Source organism: Candidatus Moraniibacteriota bacterium (assembly GCA_035390125.1).
Lineage (GTDB): Bacteria > Patescibacteriota > Minisyncoccia > Moranbacterales > GWC2-37-73 > DAOOTD01.
This window is the reverse complement of the sequence record DAOOTD010000002.1, coordinates 1-26,546: the sequence shown is the minus strand read 5'-3', so window position 1 is coordinate 26,546 and position 26,546 is coordinate 1. Positions and strand designations below refer to the sequence as shown.

At 32.9% G+C, this 26,546-nt stretch carries 27 protein-coding genes and 6 tRNA genes; 22 read left to right on the top strand and 11 right to left on the bottom strand.

The genetic code is table 11. The features are described from left to right. Positions 1 to 57 precede the first annotated feature (57 nt). The 11 genes from PLR68_01945 (at position 58) to PLR68_01895 (ending at position 10,993) form a co-directional block, all read left to right on the top strand. Positions 58 to 1,053 (top strand): HAMP domain-containing sensor histidine kinase, encoded by a 996-nt coding sequence (locus PLR68_01945; GenBank protein HOW60494.1) that lies wholly within the window; start codon positions 58 to 60, stop codon positions 1,051 to 1,053. A 68-nt stretch (positions 1,054 to 1,121) separates the two neighbouring features. Beyond that, complete coding sequence (locus tag PLR68_01940) at positions 1,122 to 1,496, top strand: response regulator (protein ID HOW60493.1); 375 nt, start codon at positions 1,122 to 1,124, stop codon at positions 1,494 to 1,496. Between the two features lie 75 nt (positions 1,497 to 1,571). Beyond that, positions 1,572 to 3,320, top strand: coding sequence for an ATPase, T2SS/T4P/T4SS family (locus tag PLR68_01935; protein ID HOW60492.1), 1,749 nt, complete (start codon positions 1,572 to 1,574; stop codon positions 3,318 to 3,320). 80 nt (positions 3,321 to 3,400) lie between these two features. Beyond that, entirely contained in the window at positions 3,401 to 4,624 is a 1,224-nt protein-coding gene (locus PLR68_01930; protein HOW60491.1) for a type II secretion system F family protein, read from the top strand. A 77-nt stretch (positions 4,625 to 4,701) separates the two neighbouring features. After that, positions 4,702 to 6,069, top strand: coding sequence for a prepilin-type N-terminal cleavage/methylation domain-containing protein (locus PLR68_01925; GenBank protein ID HOW60490.1), 1,368 nt, complete (start codon positions 4,702 to 4,704; stop codon positions 6,067 to 6,069). A 1-nt stretch (position 6,070) separates the two neighbouring features. Further along, complete coding sequence (locus tag PLR68_01920) at positions 6,071 to 6,709, top strand: hypothetical protein (GenBank protein ID HOW60489.1); 639 nt, start codon at positions 6,071 to 6,073, stop codon at positions 6,707 to 6,709. 77 nt (positions 6,710 to 6,786) lie between these two features. Next, positions 6,787 to 8,214: a hypothetical protein gene (locus PLR68_01915; protein HOW60488.1), complete on the top strand. Its 1,428-nt coding sequence runs from the start codon at positions 6,787 to 6,789 to the stop codon at positions 8,212 to 8,214. 138 nt (positions 8,215 to 8,352) lie between these two features. Further along, positions 8,353 to 9,432, top strand: coding sequence for a type IV pilus assembly protein PilM (gene pilM, locus PLR68_01910; GenBank protein ID HOW60487.1), 1,080 nt, complete (start codon positions 8,353 to 8,355; stop codon positions 9,430 to 9,432). Between the two features lie 7 nt (positions 9,433 to 9,439). Continuing rightward, positions 9,440 to 9,997, top strand: coding sequence for a PilN domain-containing protein (locus tag PLR68_01905; GenBank protein ID HOW60486.1), 558 nt, complete (start codon positions 9,440 to 9,442; stop codon positions 9,995 to 9,997). Further along, positions 9,994 to 10,656: a type II secretion system protein GspM gene (gene gspM / locus PLR68_01900; GenBank protein HOW60485.1), complete on the top strand. Its 663-nt coding sequence runs from the start codon at positions 9,994 to 9,996 to the stop codon at positions 10,654 to 10,656. The genes PLR68_01905 and gspM overlap by 4 nt, the downstream gene beginning before the upstream one ends. A 1-nt stretch (position 10,657) precedes the next feature. Further along, positions 10,658 to 10,993, top strand: coding sequence for a hypothetical protein (locus tag PLR68_01895; GenBank protein HOW60484.1), 336 nt, complete (start codon positions 10,658 to 10,660; stop codon positions 10,991 to 10,993). A 54-nt stretch (positions 10,994 to 11,047) separates the two neighbouring features. Here PLR68_01895 and PLR68_01890 read toward each other — a convergent pair. The 8 genes from PLR68_01890 to tsaD all read right to left on the bottom strand — a co-directional run bounded on the left by PLR68_01890 (position 11,048) and on the right by tsaD (position 15,322). Further along, positions 11,048 to 11,121 (bottom strand) — tRNA-Arg (locus tag PLR68_01890). Positions 11,122 to 11,148: 27 nt separating this feature from the next. After that, positions 11,149 to 11,220: transfer RNA gene (locus PLR68_01885), tRNA-His, on the bottom strand. Between the two features lie 27 nt (positions 11,221 to 11,247). Further along, positions 11,248 to 11,319: transfer RNA gene (locus tag PLR68_01880), tRNA-Arg, on the bottom strand. Positions 11,320 to 11,348: 29 nt separating this feature from the next. Beyond that, a tRNA-Lys gene (locus PLR68_01875) sits at positions 11,349 to 11,421 on the bottom strand. A gap of 80 nt (positions 11,422 to 11,501) precedes the next feature. After that, positions 11,502 to 12,812 (bottom strand): VanW family protein, encoded by a 1,311-nt coding sequence (locus tag PLR68_01870; GenBank protein HOW60483.1) that lies wholly within the window; start codon positions 12,810 to 12,812, stop codon positions 11,502 to 11,504. Between the two features lie 104 nt (positions 12,813 to 12,916). Then, positions 12,917 to 13,429, bottom strand: a complete 513-nt coding sequence (locus PLR68_01865) for an Hsp20/alpha crystallin family protein (protein HOW60482.1) — start codon at positions 13,427 to 13,429, stop codon at positions 12,917 to 12,919. A 130-nt stretch (positions 13,430 to 13,559) separates the two neighbouring features. Next, positions 13,560 to 14,153 (bottom strand): hypothetical protein, encoded by a 594-nt coding sequence (locus PLR68_01860; GenBank protein ID HOW60481.1) that lies wholly within the window; start codon positions 14,151 to 14,153, stop codon positions 13,560 to 13,562. Between the two features lie 83 nt (positions 14,154 to 14,236). Continuing rightward, on the bottom strand, positions 14,237 to 15,322 hold the full coding sequence (gene tsaD / locus PLR68_01855; protein ID HOW60480.1) for a tRNA (adenosine(37)-N6)-threonylcarbamoyltransferase complex transferase subunit TsaD: 1,086 nt from the start codon (positions 15,320 to 15,322) through the stop codon (positions 14,237 to 14,239). A gap of 99 nt (positions 15,323 to 15,421) precedes the next feature. Between tsaD and PLR68_01850 the strand changes: the two genes are divergently transcribed. Then, positions 15,422 to 16,147 (top strand): RNA polymerase sigma factor, encoded by a 726-nt coding sequence (locus tag PLR68_01850; protein HOW60479.1) that lies wholly within the window; start codon positions 15,422 to 15,424, stop codon positions 16,145 to 16,147. 67 nt (positions 16,148 to 16,214) lie between these two features. Here the strand turns inward: PLR68_01850 and PLR68_01845 are convergent, their stop codons facing one another. Then, a complete protein-coding gene (locus PLR68_01845) occupies positions 16,215 to 16,511 on the bottom strand; it encodes a hypothetical protein (GenBank protein HOW60478.1) in 297 nt (98 codons plus the stop codon). A 124-nt stretch (positions 16,512 to 16,635) separates the two neighbouring features. Here PLR68_01845 and PLR68_01840 point away from each other — a divergent pair. Continuing rightward, positions 16,636 to 16,707: transfer RNA gene (locus PLR68_01840), tRNA-Glu, on the top strand. Positions 16,708 to 17,076: 369 nt separating this feature from the next. Beyond that, the gene (locus PLR68_01835) at positions 17,077 to 18,168 is read left to right on the top strand and encodes a hypothetical protein (GenBank protein ID HOW60477.1); all 1,092 of its coding nucleotides are present in this window, start codon (positions 17,077 to 17,079) and stop codon (positions 18,166 to 18,168) included. A 775-nt stretch (positions 18,169 to 18,943) separates the two neighbouring features. Here PLR68_01835 and PLR68_01830 read toward each other — a convergent pair. Together PLR68_01830 and PLR68_01825 are read right to left on the bottom strand one after the other, a co-directional pair. After that, on the bottom strand, positions 18,944 to 19,555 hold the full coding sequence (locus PLR68_01830) for a hypothetical protein (protein HOW60476.1): 612 nt from the start codon (positions 19,553 to 19,555) through the stop codon (positions 18,944 to 18,946). Between the two features lies 1 nt (position 19,556). Continuing rightward, complete coding sequence (locus PLR68_01825) at positions 19,557 to 19,835, bottom strand: metal-sensing transcriptional repressor (GenBank protein HOW60475.1); 279 nt, start codon at positions 19,833 to 19,835, stop codon at positions 19,557 to 19,559. A gap of 301 nt (positions 19,836 to 20,136) precedes the next feature. Here PLR68_01825 and PLR68_01820 point away from each other — a divergent pair, with 301 nt between their 5' ends. The 8 genes from PLR68_01820 to PLR68_01785 all read left to right on the top strand — a co-directional run bounded on the left by PLR68_01820 (position 20,137) and on the right by PLR68_01785 (position 26,406). Beyond that, a complete protein-coding gene (locus PLR68_01820; protein HOW60474.1) occupies positions 20,137 to 21,228 on the top strand; it encodes a hypothetical protein in 1,092 nt (363 codons plus the stop codon). A gap of 110 nt (positions 21,229 to 21,338) precedes the next feature. Further along, positions 21,339 to 21,938: a DedA family protein gene (locus tag PLR68_01815; protein ID HOW60473.1), complete on the top strand. Its 600-nt coding sequence runs from the start codon at positions 21,339 to 21,341 to the stop codon at positions 21,936 to 21,938. A 135-nt stretch (positions 21,939 to 22,073) separates the two neighbouring features. After that, positions 22,074 to 22,988 carry a metallophosphoesterase gene (locus PLR68_01810; protein ID HOW60472.1) on the top strand — a complete coding sequence of 305 codons (915 nt, stop codon included), beginning with the start codon at positions 22,074 to 22,076 and terminating at the stop codon, positions 22,986 to 22,988. A gap of 95 nt (positions 22,989 to 23,083) precedes the next feature. Further along, the gene (locus PLR68_01805) at positions 23,084 to 23,926 is read left to right on the top strand and encodes an alpha/beta hydrolase (protein HOW60471.1); all 843 of its coding nucleotides are present in this window, start codon (positions 23,084 to 23,086) and stop codon (positions 23,924 to 23,926) included. Between the two features lie 15 nt (positions 23,927 to 23,941). After that, positions 23,942 to 25,096, top strand: a complete 1,155-nt coding sequence (locus tag PLR68_01800) for a glycosyltransferase (protein HOW60470.1) — start codon at positions 23,942 to 23,944, stop codon at positions 25,094 to 25,096. Continuing rightward, positions 25,086 to 25,610 (top strand): DNA-3-methyladenine glycosylase, encoded by a 525-nt coding sequence (locus tag PLR68_01795; GenBank protein ID HOW60469.1) that lies wholly within the window; start codon positions 25,086 to 25,088, stop codon positions 25,608 to 25,610. Before PLR68_01800 ends, PLR68_01795 begins: the two co-directional genes overlap by 11 nt. A gap of 53 nt (positions 25,611 to 25,663) precedes the next feature. Next, the gene (locus PLR68_01790) at positions 25,664 to 26,263 is read left to right on the top strand and encodes a Fe-Mn family superoxide dismutase (protein ID HOW60468.1); all 600 of its coding nucleotides are present in this window, start codon (positions 25,664 to 25,666) and stop codon (positions 26,261 to 26,263) included. Positions 26,264 to 26,334: 71 nt separating this feature from the next. Beyond that, positions 26,335 to 26,406, top strand: a tRNA-Gly gene (locus tag PLR68_01785). Positions 26,407 to 26,546: the final 140 nt, after the last annotated feature.

Below are 26,546 nucleotides of genomic sequence, written 5' to 3'. Positions count from 1 at the left end.
ATTTTTTATTTAGATTCATATTTAGCCACTTTTAATTTTATATGTTATAATAAATGCATGAAAAAGCTGTCTTATAGCAAAAAAAAGAAATCAATAACAAGGCGGATTTTAAACGAATTTAATCTGAAAAAACAGGCTGATGAACTTGGCGTAAGTATTTGGCAGACGCCTAATTTCCTATTTGTTGTTATGGGAATAATAATTATCGCTGCTATGACTGGAGTATATGTAATTTCTAATTACTATAATTCGATAGAAGTTTTGGTTTTGAGTGAGTCAATGGTTGTAATGATATTATTCACTATTGGAAATTTTATAATAAAAAGTGTTGAGGAAGCAGCAAAATCAAATAAAATGAAAAGCGAGTTTATTTCAATTGCTTCTCATCAGCTAAAAACGCCAATTTCTGAAATAAAATGGGAAATAGAATTGCTTTTATCTAAATTTTCTTCAGGATTGACTAAAAAGCAAGATGAAATAATAAAAGAAATTTCTTATTCGGGTAAAAAAATGGAGAGATTGATAAACGACCTATTGGATGTTGCTAGAATTGATCAAAGAAACTTAGTTTTATCGAAAGATAGGCTAAACATGGAAAAATTAATTGAAGAAGCTATAGAATCTCAAAAAGAGCTTGCTTTATCCTATAATGTAGAAATAAAAAAAGTTATAAAAACCAAAAAACCAGATATTATTGGTGATAAAAGACGCATAACTGTTGTTTTGGATAATCTTATTTCAAATGCAATTAAATATTCAAAAGAAAAAGGAAAAGTTGAAATTATCCTAGAGAAGAAAGGGGGAATGATACAAGTCATTGTTAGAGATAATGGCATAGGGATTCCGAAATCAGAACAGTGTAATATTTTTGAGAAGTTTTTCCGTAGTAATAACTCATCTAAAAACAGAACAGAAGGAACGGGCTTGGGCTTGTATATAACAAAAAACATAGTAGAACAATCAGGTGGGTCAATCTGGTTTGACTCTATTGAGAATGTCGGATCAGAATTTTATTTTGTTTTACCATCGTGGAATAAAAATGCAAATCACTAATTAGATTATGATAATATGTAGATTAAAAAAATTTTTAAATCAACATCGTTCATATTATAAAAAATATTATGGCTAAAAAAATTTTAATTATCGAAGATGATTTATCTCTTCAAAAATCATTAGCGGCATACCTTGACAGTGAAGGTTTTAATACTGAACTTGCTTCAGATGGTGAAAATGGAGTGAGGATGGTTTTATCCAGAAATCCAGACCTTGTTGTACTTGACATTATCTTGCCTAAAAAAGATGGTTATGAAGTTTTGAAAAACATTAAAGAAAATAAAAAAACAAAACATATCCCGGTAATAATTCTTACAAATCTTGATAACATTTCTAATGTACAGAAAGCTTTGGATTTGGGAGCAACCACATATTTAGTTAAAGCTGATTATAAACTTGAGGAAATAACAAAAAAAATAAAAGACACTTTAAGCATTGAATAATGTTGCATAAAATAAACAAAAAACTTTTCCGTATTTACTTAAGGAATTAGAAAAAATCAAAAACAAAAATCAAATATGCAAGTAGAGAATGTTCAACTCAAGGCTTTCCTTCTGGACTCAAATTTGATTGAAGGAAAAGTTGTCGAGGATAATTTTAAGGAAGCTTCTAAATCCAATAAAAGATTGGGAGATTTATTGGTGGAGAAAAAGCTGATAACTGAAATAGAGCTGAGAAAGCTTTATGCTTATATATTAGGCATTCCATATGTAGATCTTGAGAAAGAATCTATAAAATCTGAAGTTTTGCAAATAATTCCAGAACCTATTGCAAAAAAATATAGCATAGTTGCTTTCGAGAAAGATGGAAAAAATCTTAAAGTAGCCATGAAAAATCCAGATGATCTGCAAACAATCGATTTTATGAGAAAAAAAACAGGGTTAAAAATCATACCTTGTCTCACAAATGATGAAAGTATTGCTGCTATATTGAAGCAATATGAAAAAAGCCTGAAAGCTGAATTTAGTGACATTATAAATAAAAAGTCAGCAGAAATTGCAGCTGAATCAGATGATAATGACTTAGAAAAAATAGCTCAAGACCTACCTATTATAAGAATTGTAGATACTTTAATTAAACACGCCATTTTACAATCAGCTAGTGATATTCATGTAGAACCTGACGAAAAAGAAGTGCGTGTGAGATATCGTATTGATGGAATACTTCATGATGCCATGACTTTGCCAAAACAAATAATTGATGGTTTAGTAGCTCGTATAAAAGTATTATCCAATCTCAAACTTGATGAACATAGATTACCACAAGATGGGAGGTTTAAAATTGAAAAAGAAGGGATTAAAATCTCATTTCGTGTAAGTATAATACCTGTTTTTGATGGTGAAAAAATAGTGATGCGCTTGCTTGATGAAAGTTCAAAGGGTTTAACGCTCGAAAAGATGGGCTTAATTGGCAACGCCCTGGAAATAGTACACAAAAGCATAAAAAGACCCAATGGAATGATATTAGTAACTGGACCGACTGGAAGTGGGAAAACAACAACCCTATATACTGTTATGGATATATTGAATAAGCCAGAAGTAAACATAAGTACAGTTGAAGATCCTATTGAATATCGTATGGTTCATATTAATCAGACACAAGTAAATCCAAAAATTGGGATGACATTTGCTACGGCACTGCGCTCTCTTTTGCGTCAGGATCCAGACATTATTATGATCGGAGAAATTCGTGATGGGGAAACTATGCAAATAGCCATAGAATCTGCTATGACAGGTCACCTTGTACTCTCAACGCTTCACACAAACAGCGCGGCTGCAACCTTGCCACGTCTTTTAGATATGGGGGCAGAAGCCTTTTTGATTGCATCTACAGTTAATGTGATTATTGGACAGCGACTTGTGAGAAAATTATGCAATGAGTGCAAGACTACATATATGTTAAATGACAAAGAAATAAAAATACTAAAGTCCAGTTTTGAAATAGATAGATTATTATCATTTTTAAAAAATGTTCCAGAATTAAAAGGTATAGTCAATAAAGAAAGCACTTGGAAAGATATAAAATTTTATCGCGCAAAAGGATGTGAACAATGCAATAATGAAGGCTATCATGGACGCATAGGAATTTTTGAGGTTCTCGAAATGGATGAGGAAATGGGGAGACTTGTAACATCCAATGCTACATCAGATGTTATTGAACAGAAAGCTAAAGAAAAAGGCATGAGAACCATGAACGAAGACGGTTTTATAAAAGCCGTTCAGGGCACAACTTCGCTCGAAGAAGTTATCAGAGTGACTAAAGAATAAAGAAGGTTTATAAATTTTTATTTTTTTGGCAATCTCTATTTTCAATAAATATTTTAAAGAAAAAGCATAATTAATTTTATATGCCAAAATTTATCTACACAGCCAGAGATTATAAGGGAGAATTAAAAAATGGTGAAATAATTTCTCAAAATGAAAAAAACCTTGCCCAGCAATTGCGCAGTGAAGGTCTTTTGGTAACTTCAATAAAAGTAGTTGATGAAAAAAAGAGTGAAAAAATAAGCACAAGATTACTGAATGATTTTCAGACTATTCCCTTAAGGGAAAAATTAATTTTTGCCAGAAATCTTGGAATTATGTTTGCATCTGGAATCACTATTTCTCGTGCTATTGAAAATTTATCAATTCAGACTACAAATAAGAAATTTAAGAAAATCTTAACGGACATTTTCAATGAAACTCAGAGTGGCAAATACCTAAGTGAGGGTTTGGCTAAATATCCCAATGTTTTTGGAGAATTATTTGTAAATATGGTTAGTGTGGGTGAAAAGGCAGGTAATCTAGATGAAGTTCTTAAAATTGTAGCAGTGCAACTGGAAAAGGAACATGATTTAAAAAGTAAAATAAAAGGAGCAATGGTTTATCCTGCTGTTATTCTTATAGTCATGATAGCTATAGGCATTTTAATGCTTATTTTTGTGCTTCCTAAGCTTATAAAAGTTTTTGAAGACATGGATGCAGAATTGCCAGCAATTACTAAATTTATTATAAGCTTGAGCAATGTCTTAAGAGACCATGGATTGCTAGTAATAGGCGGTTTGTTTCTTTTTATATTTTTTTTGCAGTATTTTTTTCGAAAAAAAATAGGCAAGATAGTATTAAGCTGGATATTAATTAATGCTCCGATGATTAATCTTATTGTAAAAAAAATAAATTGTGCACGTTTTTCTAGAATATACAGTTCCCTGATAAGAAGTGGAGTTGGATCAGTCGAAGCGCTTAAAATTATTTCACATACGTTGACAAATTATTATTATCAGCAAGCTCTTGTCAAGAGTTCTGAAGAAGTTAAACAGGGTGTAAGTTTGAGTAAATTTTTGTCTGATAATCAAAACATTTTTCCTATAATGGTTTCACAAATCGTAAGGGTTGGAGAAGAAACGGGGAAAACCGAAACGGTTTTGATGCAATTGGCTGAATTTTATGAAGATGAAATAGATCAAGTGACCAAAAATATGTCTGCAATTATAGAGCCTGTTCTAATGGTTTTAATAGGGACAGCTGTTGGTTTTTTTGCAGTAGGCATGCTCCAACCAATGTATTCACTTATGGATAAAATTAAATAAAAAATTTATTTTTTTAAATCAATAATTTATATAAGTTTGCAGTGTAAAAATTTGTTTTATAAATTTAGTATAGGTTTATGAGATATGGATTAAGCAAAAAAATAAAAGGATTTAGCCTCGCTGAAGTCATAGTGGTTATGTTTATAGTGGCAGTTGTTTTTTCTGGTTTTTATTCAACTTTTATGATTGGATCAAAATATATAATTGACTCAAAAAATAGGCTTGAAGCAGTAGCTTTGGCAAACGGGAAAATGGAAACAATAAGAAACTTGGCTTATGAAGACATTGGTCTTCAGGGAGGAGTTGCTCCTGTCGGGAACATTTTGCAAGATGAAGATATAATATCAGGTGGTCACCAATTTCATGTTTATACTCAAATTGAATATTACGACGATCCTTATGATGGTCTAGCTATAAATAACGAAGATTTAATACCAAATGACTATAAAATCGTAAGGATAGTGGTTTCATGGCAAGGTGGTGTTCAAGCTCAGGAAGTTGCTTCCGTTTCACGTTTTGTTCCTCCCGGTCTTGAAACAAGTCTAGGGGGCGCTCCATTAATTATTAATGTTGCAAATAGTGAAGGGATAAGCATATCCCAAGCATCAGTTCATATAGTTAATAACTCAGTTTCTCCTGCAATAAACACAAATATGCAGACGAATAGTGAGGGGCACATACTTTTTCCTTCAGCACCAGCTTCTATTGGTGGATATCAATTTACAATAACAAAAAGTGGATATGAAGAAGTTTACACTATGAGTCCAACAGCCACTTTCACTCCAATTTACCAAAATGCCAGTGTGGTAATGGGCTCACTAAATAATTATAGTTATATTCAAAATAAATTATCAAACCTTACTATAAAGACTGTCGATTGTCAGAATAATACGATTGGGAATGTTGAATTTACAATAGAAGGAGGTAAAATTATAGGTTGTGAATATTGTAACGATAATTATTATTATAAAGATGTATTTAGCTTGCAAAGCGAAACAGGAACAACAGGAGAAACAAGTGGAGAAAAAAAATATTCAAATATAAGTCCAGGAAATTATACTGTTACAATGAGTTCAAATGACCAGTATGAATTTATCGATTTTAATCCGTCTGTCTCTCCGATGCCTGTCAATCCAGGAAGCGATGAGTCTTATGTTATTAAAGTTGCTGATAAGGAAATAGAGAGTTTATTTTTAAAGATATTTAATAGTGAGGGAAATCCAATCGCAGACGCAAGTGTTACAATGACGGATAGCTCAAATAATGAAATCTTTTCTGGAAAGAAAAGTTCATTAAGAGGTGTTGTTTTTTATCCAGATGAAAATGTAGTTTTATTAGCAGGAGAATATAATTTAAAAATAGAAGCTACTGGTTTCAAAACAGAAAATACTACGGTCACAATAGATGGTCTAACTGAAAAAAGCGTTCAACTAACAAATAATTAAAATGCAAAATAAAGATATTAAGTACAAAAAAGGTCTTACACTTATTGAAACTATTGTAGCAATAACTCTTTTCCTTTTGGGCATACAGGCAACTATATTAGTTTTTTCTAAAACTATGCAAAGCAAGTCTTATTCTATAGAAATGGGCAGAGCAGCATTTATTGTTTCAAGAAGCGTAGGCGATCTTACGAAATATTTAAGAAAAGCCTGTCAATCAGATGCTGGAGCATATCCAATTATTTCAGCTGGAGATGACTATATAAATTTTTACTCTGATTATGATAAAGACGGAGATGTTGAAAGACTGCATGTTTATTTGTCTAATGGAATAATTTTTATGGGAATACGCAACCCCTCAACAACTTTTCCTGTTACGTACCAAGCAGGAGATGGGGAAACTATAGAATTAGGGAGAAATATTGTTAACACAGCAAGTGAACCGGTATTTTCTTACTACAATAGAGATTATCCCGCAGATACTATTAACAATCCTGTTGCTACCCCAGCAAATGTGTCTGAAGTGCGCCTGATAAAAATATTTTTAAAAATAAATATTGACCCAAACAAAGCTCCAGACAATATTAATCAAGAAACTCTTGTAGAAATAAGAAATCTGAATGATTATAATCGCATCCAATAATTTTTTATTGAAAAACTGTGAATATTTTTAAATTAAAAATTTTAAAAGTAAACTGTAAAAGAAGAGGAAGTGCCCTAATGCTAGTTTTGGTAATGGTAGGAATTATTTCTATGATACTTACTTCGCTTTTAGGCTATATCACATCGCAAGTAAGTTATAGTAAGGATAGGGTAGAACGTGAAAATGCTTTTCAGATTGCAGAATCAGGAGTATTTTTCTATAGATGGTATTTAGCACATGAAATTTCAGGTAAAACAGCTGAACAAATGGAAAATTTTTGGGAAACAACCGGTTCTGGATGTCCTTTGGGTGTTTGCTCTGCTTATGAAGCTGATTTCAATGATCCAGAAGGCGCTACCGTAGGAAGATATCGACTGGAGGTTCAAAAACCATTAGCAAATTCAACCATATTAACGGTTAAATCGACTGGCTGGACATATAAAAAACCATCAGCAAAAAGAGTTGTTCAGGTCAGATTCAGAAGGCCATCTTGGAGTGAATATTTATTTTTATCCAATAGTTTTCTTAATTTTGGAAACCAGTCTACTGTGTATGGTAAAGTTCATTCTAATTTCGGAGTTCGCTTTGATGGTATTGCCTATAATACGGTAAGTGCATTGCCTGCAAGATTTGATGACCCATCTTATGGAGGTAATGAGATGGAGTTTGGTGTGCATACCACAGTTAACCCAGCAGATCCAAAAGCTCCAGCATATCCTTGGGTATTGGGCACTGTACCTATTCGTTCAGATATTTTTGTTGGCGGAAGAGAATTTCCGGCACCAGAAGTTAATTTTACTTCAGTAACTGCAGATTTTTCTAATATGAAAAAAAAAGCACAAAATGGGAAGGGGAGATATTTTGATTCAACAGGACTGGGCAGAAAAATCATACTAAAAACTAATGGGACTTTCGATGTTTGTACCGTTATGGAGGCCAATAAAAACACCCATGCAATTACTCGTTATTGGAAAAATGACATGAGTGGCTATTGTACTTCTTGTAGTGAAAGTTGCTTGAGCAATTATTCCATTATTGATGGAGGAGTAATTTTTGTAGAAAACAATGCTTGGGTCGAAGGTTCTATAAGCAACAAAAAAATAACAATAGCAGCTGCTAATTTATCTGGAGCGGGGAATTTAGCCGATATATACATAGGTATAAGCAATAATAATTTACGTGTCTCGAGTTATAATTGTGATAATATGCTGGGGTTAGTTGCGCAAAAAGACGTGCGAGTTCTTAATGATTGTCCTTCTAATTTTACTGTTGATGCTGCCCTATTAGCTCAAACAGGGCTTGTTGGCATAGTTAATGGAATGGGAGGAAAATATTCCCTGGTTTTTAATGGGGCGATTGCTTCTTACTTACAGCCCTACTTCCAAAGCGGAAACAGCGGTTTTGCTGATAGGACATATAATTTCAATAATAATTTATTATATTGTCCTCCGCCTTACTTTCCGACAGGAACTGAGTATTTCATAGATCTTTGGGATGAGTTATAATAAAAAAGAAGGGATTATTTAGAAATAAATAGTTTAATAATAAATACAAAAAAGTAATAAATAAAAACAGGTCTAATTTGAAAAAGTTAAAAACTTATCAAAAACCTAGAATTATTTATTAATGTTTAAAAACAAAAAATGAGTTTTTTCAATAAAAAAATTTTTGATTACGAGTCTGATATTATCGGATTAGATCTGAGTGATTTTTATGCTAGAGTTGTAAAAATTGAGGATTTCGGCAGTTATAAAAATATAGTAAGCTACGCGACCTGTCCTATTCCGGCAGGATGTATAATTAATGGTGAAATCCAAAAAAAGGACCAAGTTATATCAGTAATCAGAAAGGCTGTATCCGTTGCTGGTCCCAAAAAAATAAGGACAAATAAAGTAGCTTGCTCTTTACCTGAATCAAAGGCTTTTTTACGCATAATTTCTTTGCCGCACATGAGTGATTCAGAAATAGAGGAAGCAATAAAATGGGAAATGGAGGCAAATATACCGCTTCCTTTAGATCAAGTATTTTATGATTGGCAAATAATTTCCAAGTCTGTTCTTTCAGAGAAAAACAGGATAAATATCATTGTCGCAGCTGTGCCAAAATTAGTTGTCAATCAAGTCATAGAGATCCTTGAATTAGCGGGACTTGAGCCAATAAAGTTAGAGATAGAGTCAATTGCACAAGCTCGCAGCCTGCTTAACGATAAAGATGAAGAATCTACTGCAATGATTATAGATATCGGTGCTCATCGTACCAGTTTCTCTATTGTTATGAAAGGATTGCCGTGTTTTACTTCTAGTATTCCGATTTGCGGGAGAACACTTACGGATGCTATTGCTAAAGATTTTAAAATTACATTCGAAGAAGCAGAGAAAATTAAAATAAGTTACGGAATAGGCTATGATAAAAAAGAAGCTGTTAAAGATGAGTCTATTTTTAAGGTGCAAGAGCCAGTATTAAAAAATTTGGTTCAAGAAATTGAACGTTCAATAAATTTTTATCTAACAGAGCTGAAATATTCTAAAAGTATAGATAATATAATATTATGTGGAGGCGGAGCGAACACTAAAGGTATCTTAAATTATCTTTCAGAAAAATTGGGACGTAAAATAGAATTAGGTAATCCATGGATAAATATCAAGTTAGACAAAAATACTAAGGTAATACAAGAAGACCAATCCCTGAGATATTCTACGGCGATAGGATTAGTATTGAAATAAAATTATTATGAAAATACATATTGATTTATTACCACCGTACAGAAAAAAGGAGATAAAAAAAAGGGAATTATTCCTTAGGGTTTTAGAAGATGAATCACTGTTTATTATTCCTTCTATTGTGCTCATAGCTATGCTTATTAGTATTTACTATATACTTACTCTGCAAAAAAATGTTATTTTAGATGCTTATAATGATCAAAAATTACAAAAAGAATATCAACAACTCGAGGTATACCAAGGAAAATTCAAACAGACAAATTTATTGGTGCAGAATATTAATAAAATTCACTCCAAACACCTATATTGGTTAAACTTTTTTAATCAATTTAGTAAAATATTACCGGAAGATGTTTATGTAACAGATATTTCAACAAAAGATTTTAATGTTTTTTTGGTAGGCAAAGCTAAAAATCGTGATAATCTTTTGGATTTAAAAAGTAAATTAGAAGCAGAACCATGTTTTGAAAATGTCAATGTTCCTATATCGAATCTTGTTGTCAAGGAAGACGTAGATTTTCAAATAGACATTTTAATAAATGAAGATTGTTTAAAGAAAGATAGATGAAAAAATTTTTAAAAAACCAAAAAATAATTATTGCAATAAGTGCCTATGCTATTCTGGTTGTATTTTTGTTTTATTTTGTAATATTGCCTCTCGTATCGAAAATTGAAGAAACCAAAGATCAAATTCAAGAAGGAAATTTGAATCAAGAAATGCTAAGGGAAAAACTAACAGAGTTGCCTAAAATTAAACAGCAATACGATGCTTTAGAAGAGCATAGAAGCCTGGAAGATGTTTTGTTAGACAAAAATAATCCCGTAGCCTTAATAGAAAAATTAGAAAAAATTGCCCAGGAAAGCAATAATAAAATCAAAATTTCTGCGCAAAATTCACAGCCAGAAAAAAAATCCTCAAATACAAAGAGTATAAAGGTTGCAGAAGAGACATTAATTAGCAAATTGCCAAGTACTGAATATCTACAAATGCAAGTATCTCTTACTGGTTTTTACAATAATATAATAAACTTCATAAATAAACTTGAAGGTACTATTTATTATTTTGATATTGTAGGCATTAAAATCAGGCAAAGCGAAGAGAACACTAATTACAACAGCAGTCCATTTAATCAAAGTTCACCAGCTGATTCTAAAAAAACAGCCGAAGAGCCAAAGGAAAAAGTTTTAGAAGCTATTTTAGATATAGTGTTTTATACAAAACAATAACATGAAATATAACTTAAAAGACAAAACAAATATAAATATAAAAATTATCGGCATATCTTTTGTAAAGGTATTCATTAGGAGCGTAAAAAAGATACGCATTCATATATTCTTCGTTGTGTTACTTGGATTTATTGCAATAGGTAGTTATATTTGGTGGAAAAACATATATTCAGGAGAATGGAGCAGTGAAAAAAAACAGGAGTATATGAATATACAAAACAAAAAAATAATGCTAAATGAAAAAGACTTAAATAACGTTATTGATGACATATCATTAAGAGAAGATGAATTTTTAAGGGAATACCAGCCAGTAAAAGATATATTTAAAGCATACTGAAAATTAACGAAAAAAATTATAAAAACAAAAAAACACGGCCATGTGTTTTTTTTGTGCGCTCTGAGGGATTCGAACCCCCGACCTTCTGGTTCGAAGCCAGACACTCTATCCAGCTGAGCTAAGAGCGCATTGCTTTTTATAGAAATATACAGGGGGGCGGCCACTGGGAATCGAACCCAGATTCTCGGTACCACAAACCGATGTCTTAGCCGCTAGACGATGACCGCCACTCTGCATACTTCTTTTTAAACCAGTACCCCCAACAGGAATCGAACCTATATCTTCAGCTTAGAAGGCTGTTGCTCTATCCATTGAGCTATGGGGGCAAAACCCCATGACTATGGGGAATATCGTGTGCGCTGTGAGGGATTTGAACCCCCGACCATATCCTTAAGAGGGATCTGCTCTACCAACTGAGCTAACAGCGCAAAATTTAAACAACGAAATAATCCTACTAAAAAATAGCCGCTTAGTCAATGTTGTTTATTGTTATTTAAAAATACTAAACTTATTCAGATGGCTTATCCATGTCTCTTAACATTTTTTTATAATTTTTCCACTCATCTTTTGACCAATTCGATGGTTTAGTTGTCAATATTGGACCTCCAGGATGAGGATATAGATACGGTGACTTGTAAGAACTATTGAAAATATCTTTAATAAACTCTTTTCCATCTCTGTCAAAGACATGTTGAGTAAAAGTTGCTTTCATGGCACCATCCGGTTGCCTTTCGGTTATAGTTGGTCCGTCTATGGTTGTTTTTCTACCATCATCTGTGCCATAAAAATCAAAAGTCAAAACCGTTCCCTCAATTTTAGTCTGAATCAGAATGTGTCCAGGAGTATTATTTATGAATTTTAGATCGGGTTGAGGAACATAAACAGTTGCATCCATTCCTTGTGGGTTATAATAAGAAACCGGGTAGGCATGATTTCTGCGAGCAGTTATTTTGAGTCCGGAATAAAGCGCAGCTCTGAATGCAGTAGTTGAAACCTGGCAAATTCCTCCACCAAACTCAGGCTCCGTCACTCCCTTTTTTATTACAAGTTCAGGCAAATATCCATGGTCAGCATCCACATCTCCCAAGATTTTTGTAAAAGAAAACTCCTCCCCAGGCTTTATAATTGTTCCATTGAATCTTTCTGTTGCTACTTTGATATTATGTATTCTGTTTTTAGGCGAACCCCTGAAATTAGATGTTCCTTCTCCGATAAGGGATGAAATTCCTAAATTATTAATGTCAGCATAATCAAATTCAGGCTTTGCGTATTCAAAAGGCAGAGTTATTTTCTGAGAAGATGCCTGGCTGTTTTTTAATGCATTCAAAATAACCTCAGTGCTTTTTTGTACATCGAGAGCAATGCCATTCTGAGATTTAGAAAAGGCAGTTACTTTTCCATTTTCAATTGCAAACTTGGCATTTACTGGATCACGGTTGACTCTTCTAGCAAGGTCTTCTAGGAAAAAATTGAGCGTTGGGATATCTATATATTTTTGAGAAAAAATTCTCATATGCTGGCGTTGTTTGCTGGTTAATGTTAATTCGCAAAATATTTTATCTACCGGGCAATATGAATTATTTTCAATTTCAGATTTAGATATACTTGAAATAGACAATGAATTGGTTTTTTTTACCCACGATTCAATTGTGTTTTTCGTCACAGATTCAGAATAATTATCAACTTCTAATATTATATTCGTAATATCATAAGGCAGGGTGTTTTTAGCTGTTTCATATTGAAAATTCTCTCCCATTGCTATTGAAGGAGAGGATAATAAAAAAATTGAAATAAGTAAGTAATAATAGCGCCTATACATAATTTAAGAATACTTTATTTTTCAATGAATAACAAGGACAATTTTTGTTTAAAGCTAAAAAAGAGAACCATATAGGTTCTCTTTTTTTAAAGTTTCTAATTTTTTTAAAATCCACGTACCTGTATCTTCTTAACTTTTCTGGTATCAGCTTTTGGCAAACGAATGGTTAAAATACCGTTTTTTAAAGAAGCTTCTGATTTTTCTGTAAGTATATCTACGGGCAGAACCACTGAACGAGAAAAACTGCCCCAGTAACACTCTTGATAGTAATAATTTTCACCATTTACAACTTCTTCATTTTTGCGTTCACCTTTTATAGTTACCATGTCATTATTAATCGAAACATCCAAATCCTCTGGTTTTACGCCAGCAATTGTTGATTTTATGACAATTTCATTGTCAGTCTGGTATACATCTATGGTTAGTTGTCCTTCTGCATCGCTAGAGAAGCTTTCTTCTTCTACATACATATTTCGCTTTGGTTCGGCGTTCATAATCATTTGAGCCTCCTCTTCTTCTGAAAAAACAGACATGGGTCGCTCATTATTCCTGCTCTCAGGTTCAATTGAAGTTGATCCAGTTACACGTTCAAAAAACGATTTTTTTGTTTTTAACATAATAAACTTATGAATCTTTGACACTCTTCTGCCTAATGCAGGACAGCCATTGATTCTTTGTTAAGAATTATTTTGCATTTTTCCTTACTGACATTATATTATGGTTCTGTCTTTGTTGCAAGCTTATATTTCAAAATTGTTCAGAGATTGTTTTTGAGGTTATTTTTTTAAAGTATAAAAAAATACCTAAATTTACGATAATAAGTAATCCTAAAATAAAAAATATTCCATAAGTATAAGTCGAATATCTGTCTATAGATAAGAAATTGTATGCAACATGGAAAAATAACGAAGCGGCCATAGCATATACAAAATTAGTCACTACATTAGAAGTCTTTCTGATAATTAAAATGCTTCCTATTAAAATTGCAGTTCCAATATGTACAATTGAAATTTCTAACAATGGCCAGAAGGAGGACAGTGTTTTAGTGGAAATAATAAGTGTTGATTCAAAAAGAAAAAACCCAAAACCTATAGAAAATATGTCTACTAATCCGGTTTTTTTTACAGATGGTAGATGAATTCTTTTGAAAATAACAATATATTTGAAAAACTCTTCAATAAAAGCAAAAACAGCAATAAATTCAGGAAAAGTAAAGAATTGAGACAAAGAGGCTGTTGTTTTGCCCATAAAAAACAAAATTATTGTGTAAAAAATAATTTCTACTATGAGTGCGCTTAGTGCTGCAATAATTCCCCAAAAGAAAGATTCGATCTGATTCATCTTTTTTGTTTTTAATTATTCTGAATATTTTTAAATTCAGGAGTCTTGTCTTTGCACATTTTTATGGTAGCAGTTTAGCTGTTTTATTTCAATCTTAAATTAGCGTCTGGCTGAATTTTTTTCCATGCATTTAGAGATTCTTTTCTTTGTGATTTGGATATTTTTTGCCAACGAATAGCAGCGGCAGCTGCAATCATAGCAGAATTATCTCCAGTTAATTTTATATCAGGATTCCTATATAAAACATCAGGCATATATTTTTTAATGGCTTTGCCAAGTTGTTTTCTGAGTTCTTTATTGGCACTCACACCACCAGCCAGCATTATTGTTCGAGGCCTGTATTTTTCTGCTGCTCTTAATGTTTTTTTTGTGAGCACGTCGATTATCGATTGCTGAAAATCATTACAAATAGCAGCAATATATTTTGTGTTTTTTAATAAGTCGGGATTTTTTTTAGTTTCATAAAGAACCGCAGTTTTCAATCCGGAAAATGAAAAATTAAAATTATTCTTATTTATCATTGGACGAGGCAGTTTAATTTTAAATTTTGAACCAGAATCCTTGCTTTTGGTGGCCCAGCTGGCAATTGCAGGTCCTCCCGGATAGCCTATATTTAAAATTCTGGCGACCTTATCGAAAGCTTCACCAGCAGCATCGTCTAATGTTTGTCCAACAATTTCATAATCCAAATGATTTTTCATAAGTACTAGTTGTGTATGACCACCTGAAACAGCTAAACACAAAACAGGAAAGAAAACTTTAAATTTAGATTTGCCGATAAAGTTAGAATAAATATGTCCCTCAATATGGTGAATTCCTAGAAGAGGTTTTTCCCACAAATAAGAAAGTGTTTTTGCAAAATTATTACCAATCATAAGTGCAGGGATAAGTCCCGGACCTTGCGTAACGGCAATAATATCAATATCTTTCATAGAAACATCAGCATTCCTTAAGGATAGCTCAAAAAGCGGAGCGATATTCTTTATGTGCTCGCGGGCAGCTAAATTAGGCACAACTCCGCCCCATTTAGCATGTAATTTTACTTGTGATGAGACTTCATTAGAAATAATTTTTAGCCAATTTTTTGAAGCACACAAAACAGAAACAGCCGTTTCATCACAAGATGTTTCAATCGCTAAAATAAGTTTTTTTTTGCCGAATATTGACATATAAGTATTATTATTGTAACATAAAGTCCCCTTAATAGAATATGCTTATAGACAAAGATTTTTTGCCTTTTATTATGTACATTTAAACGATAATATCATATGGCAAGAAAAAAGAAAAGCTTAATACGGGGAAAAAATAATTTGGCCAAAGTCTCGGATAAGGCAACTTTAAAAGCTGTTGTTTTCGGCCGTAAAACTGATTTTCCTTTGAGATTTTTGGAGCTTAAATCAAACAAAAAATTTTATCACAGGAATAATAGCTGTGGAATTTTAAGTGATAATGATCTTGTATCAAGCATTCAAGAAGAAGAAAACTTCAAGGAATTATTTTCCCGCTATCGAAAAAAACTTTTTATATATATTTTTCATCTAGTCAGAAATAAAGAAGAAGCCGAAGATGTTTTACAAAATGTTTTTTCAAAAATGTATAAAAACATAAATAATTTTGATACTTCGCGAAAATTTTCTTCCTGGATATACAGAATTGCCCATAATGAAACTATAAATTTTCTTAAGCAAAAAAACAGGCGCCATTTAGTTTCATGGGATGATATAACAAAAAGCAAGGACAAATTAGATCTGGCCTACAATGGTGAGATAATAGAAGAAAAATGGGAACATCTGGAAATTGTCAGAGAAATTGACAGAGCGTTGAAAAAACTTCCTGAAAAATATCAGCAAGTATTAAAACTCAGATATTTTCAGGAATATTCATATGAAGATATCGGGCATCTACTTAAAAAACCAGTTAATACTATCGGAACTCTCATAAATCGAGCGAAGAAAAAGTTGCTTGAAGTAGTAGAGCAGGATAAATTCGAATAATAATTAAAAAATACTCCATCTGCCATCCGACGAATAGGAGTATTTTTTTGAAAATATCAGAAAAGATTTATTGAATCATTAAGTTTCCCATAACATAATGTTCGGATTGAGGTACATTCCTATGATTTTTTGAAACAGATGTGTCCTCTGAAACTTTTACAAAATTGCCGGAAACGACATCGGAATAATCCGGATTTTTCTCTATATTCTGTTTGGTCTGTAATTCGGCAACCTGCATTTTCAGAGCATTAATGGCTATCCAAGCTTCTGCTAAAGAACCTTCATTAGTTGTGTCTTCAGCCAGAACCAAGCTGGAAATGAAGAAAATGCTGGCAAAAACAACTGCAAATATAAGCTTTTTCATATTTTTGGAAATAAATATCTTTAAAGCTGACTAGGTATAGTAAAGCTTAATTCATATTTTGTCAAGAATCCTTTGACTATTTGTATTCTTTATGTTAAGCTGCCCAATGTTATTATTTTATTATGGCCCTATCGTCTAGTGGTTAGGACACCAGGTTTTCATCCTGATAACAGGGGTTCGATTCCCCTTAGGGCTACAAATCCCCCCACTTTTAAAACCCTTACCAAAAATTTTGCCAAGTTTTAAGCAAGAGTTAGAACTCTTTGATAAATATTCACTCAAGATACTGTCCTTTCAGATAGTATTTTTTGTTTGAACAGCAGAATCTGCCCCTATTCTAATTATAGTGAGTTTTGGGTCATTTGGTTGCGGAAGCAATTTTGTCTATTTAGCCCATATTCTCATTATAGCGAGTTTGAGTGGATTTCGTGACATTATTTTTGCCTCCTTTTTATCTTCAAATTTTTTCTTTACCTAAAATTGACAATAATATCAATAGGTTATATTATCTATTGTCAGATTTTAGATAGCAATCTTAACAATTGAATAAGGAGGGAGTAATTTAATGGAATATTTATTGAGCTTAATCAAAAAGGAACATTTTGACGGCATATTAAACAACGAGGAATTCTATGAGCTTAGAGAAAAAATACTCAAGTCTATTGTCCTGGGCGATTGCGCAAAAAAACTGTTCTGTAAGGTTGTATCCGTTTCTGAAAATGGACAACTATACGATCCTGTTTATCCGGAAATGGAAAACAGCGTAATCGGACAAATTACACAATGGTTACAAGGGCTAAAAAAGCTTAAAGAAAAAGCAACGCCCCAAGAATTTGAATTCTGGAAAGAAGCTTTATTATATGGGGACAGAGACTTTATGACATCAGTAGCCACCGGAGTTGAAAGCGGACGAACACTTCAAAGGAAAGATTTTGGATTTATCAGAGAAGACGGAGCTTCTTCTTTAAGAGAAACGGTCTTTAACTTTTTTTCTAAAGAAAACAACTTCCCTTATTCTTTTCTTGTGTTTAAAGACTTGAAAACAGGGATGTATCTGGATTTACAACAACTATTACCTGCTGATAAAAATTTTTTCTTCAGGCCTTCCGTAATGATTCCATGTAAAAATGGGGAAAGAGGGAAAATAGTCTTTGATAAATGTAGGAACCTAGAGGATTACAATGGAACCAAATTCATAAAACGCAGAGAAAATGACATAGGTTTTTCAATGTTTGATTCCGCTTTGGAAGGTACAGTTGCGTACGAAAACTTGATTGAAAAAGGAGGCATGCTAAGCCTGTTTCATGAAATTGCGCATACGTGGCAAAGAAAAGGAGGGTTCTTCTGTGAAGTAGAAAAAATTTTTCGAATAATTGAAAATCTTTTGATCAAAGACATACCTGCAGAAAAAATAAATAAATTTTTGCTTAAACACAAAAACTTTCCTGAACTTGTCATTAACTCTCTTGAGGCAGAAGAGGGAGCCTGGGACAGCGCTAGGCAAGTAATCTTATTTCTGCGCAATTGCGGAGTGGATCTCGAATCGCAGATGTGTTTTGATGAAGATTTTAATACCACAAAAGAACGGTGCTTGAAAACATACAGCGATTTTGTAAGAAATAAACTCAAGTCAATTCAATTTGAATCTCCAATTTAAACAAGAACAAAACGTGATCATAACTGATCCAAACCAGGTACGATAAGCCTGGTTTTTTATTTGATTTATTTTTTACTATAAAACTTATCAGCTTTCATAACCCCAAACACTTTTCACATTATACTTTCACATAAGCTTTATATAATTCCTTAATTTGTTTCCTTCTTAATACTTCCGGATTTTCCAGTAATTCCTCTATAAGAAAGGGATCTAGGCCTTTTTTTAATCTGTTCCATTTTCTCATTTCTCTTAATACCATTTTCCAATGAACGAGCTCAAGGGCTACAGATAAATTAAAAACTCCTCGTGCAGGAGTTTTTAATTTGTTCGTATTTTCTAAGGGGAATCGAACGGGCAGAAACGAACAGCGAGCGAAGGCGAGCTAGGTGAGTAGCGATGAATGCGAGCAAGTGCGAACATTCAGCGCTGCCCAGGGCAAGAAGTTTTCAGCAGAAAACGACGCGGAATTCCCCTTAGGGCTACATTATTTTAGACTTTATCAATTAAAAAACAGAACCTTTTTAGAGTTCTGTTTTTTTGTGGATTTATTTATTGCAACCGCATTTACATTCTGGCTCGCAGGTGCATTTTTTCCCATTTCCGCACCCGCAGTCACACCCACATCCACAGCTGCAAGTTTCTTTTTTTTCGTTACTCATATTTTTAAAATGATTTAATAAATTTGTTAATTAAATGGTCTAATAGTTTTTTCGCGACGTAAAACTATTAAATGTTCGACCTTTTTGCCCCTATATTTAATACGGGGCTACCATTTCTAATTGATTGTTGCCTTATATGTCTTAAATATTTCTGCTGAGGCTATTTTTTCTTGAGATGTTTCATTAGGATCATATTTTATTTTAAAAATACCGGGAGTATTAAATTCTACAGACTGTACGCCGCTATCTTTTTTAATTTCGTCTATTATTAAAGTAGCGTGGCCTGAGCAAGGAATCTGAACACTAAGTGATAAATTAGAAGAACTTTCTCCTTGAACAACCGGTTTTTTCTGATACGCATTAGCTAAGAACGGGAAAACGACAAAAAACATTAATAAGTTAACCATAATTGTCGAAAAATAAAGCGCAGTTATATATTTCCATTTGCTTCTTATGCCGGAAGCGCATAGGCAGCTACATTTTTTAAGATAAATCGCAGAAGATGCTGTAGCCAGTAGAAATGAAACAAAAACTAAAAAATAAAAAAAATTTGGAATAAGCAAAAATCTTTTCAAGAATGTGCTTGCAGCAACAGCACTGACAGTTGAAAATATAATGAAGGCAATACAAAAAGAATGGGGAATCAAACCATATAATATGCCAGACAAAATTCCTTGGCTTTTTTTATCTTTTGTGATTACGCAGCAAGTATTTTCTTGTTGCTTCATATTATTTATTATATAAATTTGTTACCTTTAAAATTTCTCCTATCATTTGCTGTTTCTTTTTTTCATTTTTGGAAGCCATAGCAGATCTGAAGCAAGTATTAAGATGATTCTCCATGAGCATCTCGTGCGCTGACCTTAGAAGACCAATAACAGCTAAATTCTGTTGCATTACATCAATGCAGTAACAGTCTTTTTCAACCATCTCGCTAATTTTTGAAAGCAAGCCGGAAGCTTTCTTGAAGCCGATACGAATCTTCTTCTTTTTGTCTTCTTTAATCATAGTTTCTTAATTATTTTTTTAATTAATATACCTGGGGGGTAGGTATGCCTATATGATAGCAATTCATAAAAATCTGTCAACTCCTATGCATATAAAGGCTAAAATTTGTGTTAAGTTTATCCATCTTCTTCTGTGGGCATTAGCCAGTACCAAGCATATGGCTGCCAAAAGAGCAAGGGCTAGAAGCCTTGTCTTTTGTTTGTATTGACTGTTTTTTATTTTTGTATTAAGCTTTTTGGATTGGCGTAGGAAAAAGTTGTTTACAAACTTAACCATTTTTATTAATTTTTTGGAGGAAAAAATGAATACAGTTAATACAGATAATGCAGTAATAAAAACAGAACTGATTAGATTTGAAAACAAACCGGATTCTCTAAAGGAAACAATGATGGGGAAAATAACTTACAATAATGGCAATCATTTGAATGTTGTTTTCTGCAATCACAAGGAGTTTTCAGATGATGATTCTTTAATTTCCATGATCTTTGATCAGTCCGGGCAAGAACTCTGGCGGCATAAAAAAATTGAAGGGCAAAAAACAAGAATATCCAAACTTATTTTTCATGAAGAAATTAAGGAACATGTAATTATTTCCGAAAGATGGGGCATAATTTATAAAGTTATACCAACCTTGGATCTCATGAAAGATAAGGTTAGGGAATCTACGGAAATTGCGCTTTTTGTAGGAGGCCGGAAACTGGCTGATCTTATATATATAAAAAAATCGATCGCCAGGCAACTCGGAATGAGGTATGTTTTTTCAGATGACGAAAAAAAATATTTAACTGCTCAACAAAAATTAAAAACGAAAAGAATGGAGGCGGAGCAGAAACTCGCACTTGAAAAAAAACAGGAAGAATATAAAGAAAAAATCAGAAATAAAAAAGGAAGGCTATCTAATCTGATTTCTCGTGAAGAAATAAAAGTCATGGGTCCCAATGGAGAAAAACTTTGGGGGATTCCTGTTGTGGAAACAGAATGGGAAGTGTTGCCTGTAGATACGAAAGTTATCGGCGTTGAAAGGTATGAAAAAGACATGGGGTTAGAGGACATGAAACCTTTCGAAGCTTTTGTTACAGGAAAAACAGTCAGCGGAAAGTGCGTTAAAAAAAGACTTACTGTTGCTATGCTACCTAAGCTCAAAGCAATAAAAGAGCCCATGGTAAAAGTTCTTGGAGTACTTATCTTTGAAATTGATGGTAAGTCAGAAGAAGTCCAGCTTTTTTCTCAGAATGGCTTAGATGTTCTACGAAAAAACGGACTTAACAATGGAACTATTGTTGCTATCGGAGCTCAAGAAGATAAGGAATTTGAGGTCATGAAGCTCGAAGGTAATGAATGTCAGCGCATTGGTTCCCTGTCTCCAGAGGCAGAAGTCTACTTTACCTTATAAGATGAAAAAATTGTATCTTACGCCAAGAAAACCCTGTTTTTTAAACACGAAAAACAGGGTTTTTAAATTGTCTTAAAATATGATAAATTAAGGTCATATAAAAATTGCTTATGGATCAAACTGGACAACATATTTTTGAATTTCTGAAAACATATGGCTATTGGGCTATGCTACCACTGATGACACTTGAGGGTCCAGTGGTGACATTAATTTCCGCCATGCTGGCGTCTCTGGGCGCATTTTTTTGGCCATGGGTGCTTATACTTTCAATTTTGGGAGATGTTATTGGGGATGTTATTCTTTATGGTCTTGGTTATAAATACGGGATGCATTTCGTAAGACATGTCGGAAAATATATAGGCATCACGGAGGATTTAGTTGAAAAAATGGAAAGATATTTTCAAAATCACGGAGGCAAGACGATTTTTGTAGTAAAATCAACAGTCGGATTGTGCTGGGCAACGTTCACTGCAGCTGGAATTGTGAAAATGGATTTCAAGAAATTCCTGAAGTATTCTTTTTTAGGAGGAATCATTTGGAGCGGGTCATTAGTGGCAATGGGATATTTTTATGGTTATCTATGGAGGAGCATAAAAGGGTATATAGATTGGATAGGTTGGGTTATAGCAATAATAACCATTACTTCTTTTGCAATCATTACTTTTTATAAAAAATATCAGTCAAGAAAGCTTTTAAGGGAAGAGAAATAAAAATATAGAATTTAAAAAATGAACCGTACAAGCTTGAGCGGTTTTTCTTGACTTTTTTTACAATAGATTATAATATCATGTGTTGATCTTTAAAAATTTTAAATTATAAAAATAAAAATACAACGGGGGTGCCTAATGAAAAACATTATTGCAACAATTGCTTTTTTTTCTGATCCTCATTTTTCAACGAGTAGTGAAAAAAAAGAAGAAAAGTGGTTCCCGCCAATATGTGATTGGTTAGAAAAAATCAATTCTTCTGGTGGTTTGGTTAAAAAATTTCTTAATTTTTGGGACAAAAAAACACAGCGATCTTTTTTTGCACTTGTTAAAAAACTAATTGACTTGCAGCCATTCGATCGTCTGATTGGGCTGGGGGATTATACCCCAGGAGCAAATGAAAGCGGTATGTTAGCGAGGAAGACCCATATTCAATATCTTGATTTTAAAAAAACACTAGAGAAGATAATTTGTAAGAAAGAATTGGTTTGGGGAGATCATGATGCTGGCTATAAATTTAATCTTAAGAAAAAAGCAGGAATAAAAATCGGTACTGAAAAAGGAGGACTATCTGCTAAAAGCGTTAAAGTAGCCAATTATCTTATAGGTAGGCCTTTTGGAGTTTTTTATGTTAAGGAAACAAAATTTATTTTTCTTGCTACAAACTTAGTAAGAAATGTTAACAAGAAAAGCGAAAAAGAACTCCAGGATTTAAAATTAGAGCAAGAAAATTTTCTGGCAAAAGAGCTGGGTAACGGTGCTAAGAAGGTTTTTATTCTATTGCATGATCCTACAGCCTTATCGAAAGAAACGTCTTTAAGGATGATTATGGACTCTCACTGCGATAAAATCATTGCCATCATCCACGGACATTTGCATGCGGAATTTTCGAGAAAGATTGCAATGTTTTCTCCGGTATACCGTGATCTTTGTCGGAAATATAAAACAATTTTGGTTCCGGCTCCATGGGGTATGATGGGAATTGGAGGAGGGTTTCTAATCATGAATATTTTCAGTGACGGAACTTACAAAATCCAAAAATACAAAACATAACAATGGTTAAAATTTGTAAAAGGAGGCACAACAATAAGCCTCCTTTTTTCTTGCTTAAATGATTAAAAAGAGTAAAATTGTGCTTATAAGTTAATATGGTACAAAAAATTGTAAAATTAGCGGAAAAAGCTGTTGGAAAAGCTAAAAGTATCATTTTTGCAGATCCCAAGCTTTTGTATAAAAAGGAGCGGCACTTATTAAATCAGCCGTTTTTTTTCGAAGGCACAAATGGAAAAGGTGTTCTGCTTGTTCATGGCTGGACAAGTACTCCTTATGAATTAAGGCGTTTGGGTAAATATCTAAATGAAAACGGATACACGGTTTTAGGGATTCAGCTTAGCGGTCATGGAACAGTGCCTAAAGATCTCGAAGACGTTAAATGGCAAACATGGATAAATGATATACAGCTTGGTTATGAAAAACTTAAAGAAGTGTGTCCAAAAATATATATTGCCGGAACTTCTATAGGGTCAAGCTTGACAATCGTGTTTGCCAAAGAAAACCCGGAAATTTCTGGTTTAGTTCTTATGGCAACTCCATATAGGATGAAATTTGAAAAAATACTGGAGCTATGGGGGAGATTCACGAGTCTTTTCAAAGAATATAATAAAAAATTTTATCCCCCTACATTTGGATCGAGGTCTACTATAACAAGACTCATTGCTTATCAGTCATATCCTATTAAAAATGCTTTCGAAACATTTGCTCTGATAAAGGAATCCAAAAAAAATATGGAAAAAATAATACAGCCATGTCTTATTATGCAATCTACGCACGACCATCTTGTGGAAAAAAATAGTTTGGAAAATATTTATAATCAAATAGGATCAAAAATAAAAGAAAAAAGATATATTTCAAAAGCTTATCATACTTTCATTTCTGATATAAAAAATGAGCATGTATTTGAAGACATTCTTAATTTTTTGAATAATAATTAAGAATTGTTAAGGCCTATGCGCATTGCAATTTTTACCAATAATTATCTGCCTAATGTTTATGGTGTGCCTATGTCGGTGGAAACATTCAGGAAAGAATTCGAATCCCTCGGACACGAGGTTTTTATTTTTGCTCCGAAATATTCTGATTATAAGGATATAAATAAAAACATTTTTCGCTACCCATCATTTGATATAAATATAAAATTTCGTTTTCCTTTGCCGATTCCATATTCACACAAAATTAATAAAATTTTGGAAGATTTAGACATTGATATTATTCATTCCCAGCATCCTAATCTTTTAGGCTCGGCAGCTGCCAGATGGGCAAAGAAAAAAAACGTTCCACTGGTTTTCACTTGGCACACTCTTTATGATCAATATACGAATTTTGTGCCTTTTTTACCGGCAAAAATAGTGGCCAAGTGGGCAATTAATAATGCAGTCAAATATGCCAATAAAGTGGATACTATTATTGTGCCAACTGAATCAGTAGCGCTGATTATTCAGAAATGGGGAATGAACAATAAAATAATTCCGATTGCAACGGGAGTTATGGAAAAAGAATTTCTAAATACAGATAGAAATGAAATTCGTGAAAAATACGAAACTAAAGAAAATGAAATTTTATTAATTTTAGTTTCACGTCTGACAACTGAAAAAAATATTAATTTTGTTTTTGAAGCAGTCCTGAAAATTCTCAAAGAAAATAAATTAGCTAAATTTCTATTGGCAGGAGATGGATATCTTCTTCCTGAATTGAAGAAAAGAGTTAAAGAAGAAAATTTAGAAGACAAAATTATTTTTGCCGGAATAATCACTCACCAAGAAATAAAAAATTATTATGCGGCTGGAGATATTTTTGTTTATGCTTCCAAATCGGAAACGCAGGGTATGATTATAACTGAAGCGATGTATGTCGGTTTGCCGATTGTGGCCGTTAAAGCTCCGGGTGTGGAAAGTTTGGTAGGAAATAACATAAATGGCATCCTAACTTCTGAAAACGAGAGCGAATTTATTAGAGCTATCCAAAAACTTATGACTGATAAAGATTTACGAAATAAAATGTCGCAAGAATCCGCCAGAATTGCCAGAGAAAAATATACTTCTAAAATATGTGCCGAAAAAATGCTGGAAGTTTATGAAAAAGCAATAAAAAACCATGCTCAATAAAAACTTTTATAAAAGAAATACTTTAAAGGTTGCCCAGGATTTGTTGGGCTGTTTTTTGATTAGGAAAATAAATGGAAAAATTATTAAAGCGATGATTGTAGAAACAGAGGCTTATATGGGTGAAGATGATTTAGCGTCGCATGCTTCTAAAGGCAGAACGCCCAGAACGGAACTTATGTTTGGCGAAGCAGGCAAGGCATATGTTTATATGATCTATGGAATGTATCATTGTTTGAATATCATAACTGAGAAAAAAGATTTTCCAGCAGCTGTTTTAATCAGGAGCGTAAAAATAGAGGGCGTGGATTATAAAAAAACAAACGGTCCGGGAAAATTATGTAAAATTCTGAAAATAGACAGGAAACTCAATGGCTGGAATATTATAAAAGGCGAGAAGTTATGGTTAGAAAAAGGAATTAATATCAAACAATCTCAAATAAAAAAAGAAAAAAGAGTCGGAATAGATTATGCCAAGCACTGCAAGGAATATATCTGGAGATTTATACTGGAATAAATAAAATAAATAATTTGTAATAAAACATATCAATAAATTATAACCAGAAAAATATGTACGAAACAAAAAATTTTGAAAAACTTTTAGGCATAGAAGGCTTTTCAGAAAAATTATTAAAAAATCATTTCACATTGTACCAAGGATACGTCAACAATTTCAATAAACTCGATGAAATTTTGATGGGGATGGAAAAAGAAGGAAAATTTGAAGGCCCAGTATTCAGTGAATTAAACAGAAGGCTGGGATGGGAATTTGATGGTATGCGCCTGCACGAACTTTATTTTGAGAACATGATGAAAGGTGGATCAAAAATGGAACTGGACAGTGATCTTGGCAAAAAAATAAAACAGGAGTGGGAATCATTTGCAATGTGGGAAAAAGATTTCAAAAGCATGGGAGCCATGCGCGGTATCGGATGGGTGATTCTTTATTATGACAAAATAGCCGGCAGACTTTTTAATGTTTGGATAAATGAACATGATAGCGGGCACCTGGTTGGCTGTGTTCCGATTTTAGTTATGGATGTTTTTGAGCATGCTTATATTGGAGATTATGAAATAAAAAAAGCAGATTATATTGAAGCATTTATGAAAGTAGTTTGCTGGCATGTTGTAACCGCTCGTTTTAATGAGGCAAAAAAATCAGTTAAATAAAATAAAAACTGCATTTGTCCATTCTGGACAAAAGAAATAATTCAATTATAATATGTAAAGTTGAAACCAAAGCGGGTATAGTATAATGGCTCTTATGCGACCCTTCCAAGGTTGAGATGGGGGTTCGATTCCCCCTACCCGCTCAAAATCAAAAACTATAAAGTTGTCAAAACATATAAAAAATCACCAGTATTTCGTCTTGGTGATTTTTTTATTTGCATCATATCTAATTTCATTGTAAAATTAACCTAGAAACAAGTTCCTAACCTATTTTCCAAAGGGG